Annotated in this window: 7 protein-coding genes; 4 read left to right on the top strand and 3 right to left on the bottom strand. The window is 59.1% G+C overall.

Annotated features, from left to right (window positions below; all coding sequences use genetic code 11):
- On the bottom strand, positions 1-249 hold a 249-nt coding region (locus tag WA354_RS24570; protein WP_472815661.1), incomplete at its 3' end, for a PmbA/TldA family metallopeptidase.
- A 120-nt stretch (positions 250-369) separates the two neighbouring features.
- Between WA354_RS24570 and WA354_RS24565 the strand changes: the two genes are divergently transcribed.
- The 4 genes from WA354_RS24565 (at position 370) to WA354_RS24550 (ending at position 2,003) form a co-directional block, all read left to right on the top strand.
- Positions 370-1,257: a tetratricopeptide repeat protein gene (locus WA354_RS24565; RefSeq protein ID WP_472815660.1), complete on the top strand. Its 888-nt coding sequence runs from the start codon at positions 370-372 to the stop codon at positions 1,255-1,257.
- A gap of 161 nt (positions 1,258-1,418) precedes the next feature.
- A complete protein-coding gene (locus tag WA354_RS24560) occupies positions 1,419-1,670 on the top strand; it encodes a type II toxin-antitoxin system RelE/ParE family toxin (protein ID WP_472815659.1) in 252 nt (83 codons plus the stop codon).
- Positions 1,645-1,716, top strand: coding sequence for a hypothetical protein (locus WA354_RS24555; protein ID WP_472815662.1), 72 nt, complete (start codon positions 1,645-1,647; stop codon positions 1,714-1,716). Before WA354_RS24560 ends, WA354_RS24555 begins: the two co-directional genes overlap by 26 nt.
- On the top strand, positions 1,713-2,003 hold the full coding sequence (locus WA354_RS24550) for a helix-turn-helix domain-containing protein (protein WP_472815658.1): 291 nt from the start codon (positions 1,713-1,715) through the stop codon (positions 2,001-2,003). The genes WA354_RS24555 and WA354_RS24550 overlap by 4 nt, the downstream gene beginning before the upstream one ends.
- A 39-nt stretch (positions 2,004-2,042) precedes the next feature.
- Here WA354_RS24550 and WA354_RS24545 read toward each other — a convergent pair whose 3' ends face one another.
- Positions 2,043-2,297, bottom strand: a complete 255-nt coding sequence (locus tag WA354_RS24545; protein ID WP_472815657.1) for a hypothetical protein — start codon at positions 2,295-2,297, stop codon at positions 2,043-2,045.
- A gap of 16 nt (positions 2,298-2,313) precedes the next feature.
- Positions 2,314-3,055 (bottom strand): metallopeptidase TldD-related protein (locus tag WA354_RS24540; RefSeq protein ID WP_472815656.1); only part of this gene is annotated, 742 nt, incomplete at its 5' end.

Genomic DNA, 3,055 nt, shown 5'->3' with positions numbered 1-3,055 from the left:
AGTCAGATCGCTGGTCGAGGCCGAAGCCGATCGCTTGCCCACAAATACACGAAGCCCCAGCGCGCGCGAGCCCGACTCCTTCAGCGTCTCCACCTGGCCCAGGCGCACATTCACGCTGAACTCGTCTCCTTCGCGGACAACGACCTCGGCGTCACTGGCGCCGGCTCTCATAGCCAGCTTCACTACATCGGTTGCAAGGGATTCGAGATCAACGGCGGCGACATCGGGGAGTTGAACAGCTTCCGGCATGGGTCAACCTTAACAAACCGGCGCATGGCAGCGCATCCGCGAGCCCCGCTCTCGGCGGACGGCCATCACCCCTCGACCTTGCGTAATTTGCTATCGTGATGAGTTCCCCCGAGAGGCACTATGACACCGCGCCGAATCCTTCCGCTTTCCATTTACCTGATTGTTTTTATGTGTTTTCCGATTCTCGCGCAGAGGGCGGCAATCGATCCCGCCCTGCTCAATAAAGCCAATGCCGGCGACGTGAAGGCCCAGCTGGCGGTAGGCGAGGCCTACGCTTCCGGCGTCTCCGTCCCGCGGGACTACACCAAGGCATTTTCGTGGCTCCAGAAAGCTGCCGACCAGGGATCTGCCCAGGCCCAATTTGACCTGGGTACGCTTTACGAAACCGGCAATGGCGTTCAACAGGACAACACCAAGGCTGCGTCATGGTACAAAAAGGCTGCCGAACAGGGCTTTGCCCCGGCCGAACTGCACCTCGGCTTGCTTTATGACCGCGGCGAAGGAGTCACTCAGGACTCCGCCGAAGCCGCTGGCTGGTATCGAAAAGCTGCACTGCAAAAGGTTCCAGAAGCCGAATACAACCTCGGCACCCTCTATGAGCGCGGCATCGGCGTCCCGCAGGACTACTCCCAGGCCGCCGACCTCTACCGCCGCGCCGCCGAGCAGGGAGACGCCTCCGCCCAGTTCAATCTCGGCCTGCTCTACGACAATGGCACCGGCCTCGAGAAGAACTACGCCCAGGCAGCAGCCTGGTACACCAAGGCCGCCGAGCAGGGCTTGCCCCGCGCCCAGTTCAACCTTGGCTCAATGTATGCGAGTGGCCAGGGAGTTCCGGTCAACCTCGTTGAGTCTTACTTCTGGCTCGAACTAGCCGCCAAAACCTGGAACGGCTCCCGTCAGGAAGAAGCTGTCCACGCCCGCGACCTGGTCGCAGGGCACCTCAGCCCCAGCGACTTAGCCACCGCCCAGGATCGCTCAGCCAAATGGCTCGCCGCCCACCAGAAGTAGAAAAGCGGTAAGGTGGAGCACTCCCCAAGTAAGTTTGAGGGCCATCCCGTCCCTGACGAAGGTATTGTTTAGGGGCCTCGCAGAACGGTGAAACCAGTTGCACTCTATATCAGACTGGATATAATCTCTTCATGAAGCCGCTCGAGTTTCTTGGAAATTCGTTGAAGGCGATCAGCGATTTTCCCAGGAATGCGCGCCAGGCTGCCGGACGTCAGCTTGCGAAATTGCAAAAAGGAAATCTGCCGGACGACTTCAAACCGATGCCCGATATTGGCAAAGGCGTCGAGGAGATTCGGGTCCCGGAGGAATCAGGGATTTATCGGGTGCTTTATACTGCCCGCCGGGCCGATGCCATCTACGGTTCTGCATGCATTTCAAAAGAAGACGATGCAAACTTCCAAGCAGGATATTGAGATTGCTAAAAAGCGATACAAACAGTTAATGCGAGGTCAACGATGAGCAAAAAGACTGGTAAGAGATTTGCCAACGTCTGGGATGCGCTTGCCGATTCGCCGGAAGAGGCGGCGAACCTGACCCTGCGCTCCGATCTGATGGACGAGATCGAGGGGATCATCAAATCGAATGGGTGGACCCAGGCCGAGGCGGCGAAGCGCTGTGGGGTAACTCAACCGCGGATCAACGATCTGCTGCGCGGGCGCATTGCCCGCTTTTCGCTCGATGCGCTGGTAAATATTGCTTCAGCGCTTGGGCGCAAGGTTAGGCTGAGGCTCGAGGACGCCGCGTGAGCGGAGCGACTCTATACGTTCGGCCTGTCTGGCGTTGAGTTATTCTGCGAAGGCTTCAAATTCGGAAGCGAGAGCGTCATGTTTGCGCCGAACTTCGGGATCGGCCAGTGATTCGGCTTTGAACTCTTCAAAGGAAATGGCCATTCGGTCATCCTGCCCCTGATGGCTTGCGTTTCCAAACTCCTCGCCTGCGCATACCAGAAATTCAATCGCCGACGCCGTCAGATGAAGCTGATGCGTAGCCAAGTACTCGGGAATTTCGTTCGCACCGAAATCCCGACGGGGGCTCGCCAATGCTCTTCTCGCCCTTTTATCTTCCCGTCCCGCCCACAGTCATTTTGTCCAGCTTGATGGTAGGCATACCCACGCCCACCGGAACGCTCTGCCCATCTTTGCCGCAGGTCCCGATCCCTTCATCCAGCTTCAGATCGTTCCCCACCATCGAGACGTACTTCAGCGCCTCCGGCCCATTGCCGATCAGCGTCGCATCCTTCACTGGCGCTGTAATCTTGCCGTCCTCAATCAAATAGGCTTCCGACGCCGAAAAAACAAACTTCCCATTCGTGATGTCCACCTGGCCGCCGCCAAAATTCACCGCGTACAAGCCCCGCTTCACTGATCGCAGAATGTCCTCGGGCGCGTCATCCCCCGCCAGCATGTAGGTGTTCGTCATCCGCGGCATCGGAATGCAGTGGTAGCTCTCCCGCCGACCGGATCCCGTATTGGCCGTTCCCGTCAGCCGCGCAGAGAGCTTGTCGGTCAAATAGCCTTTCAGAATCCCGTCCTCAATCAGCACCGTCTCCTGCGTTGCCGAGCCCTCGTCGTCCACATTCAGCGACCCGCGCCGTCCGGCCATGGTTCCGTTGTCCACCACTGTCACCTTGGTGCTGGCCACCGGTCGTCCAATCAGTCCCGTAAACGCCGAGGTCCCTTTACGATTGAAATCTGCTTCGAGCCCATGCCCCACCGCCTCGTGCAGCAGCACGCCCGGCCAGCCCGGCCCCAGTACTACCTGCATCTCGCCCGCCGGCGCCGGCACCGCACCAAGCTGC

Source organism: Occallatibacter sp., assembly GCF_049802275.1.
In the GTDB taxonomy this organism is placed as follows: Bacteria; Acidobacteriota; Terriglobia; order Terriglobales; family Acidobacteriaceae; genus Telmatobacter.
Note: the sequence above shows the minus strand (reverse complement) of the source record. Positions and strands in the feature narration are given on the sequence as shown.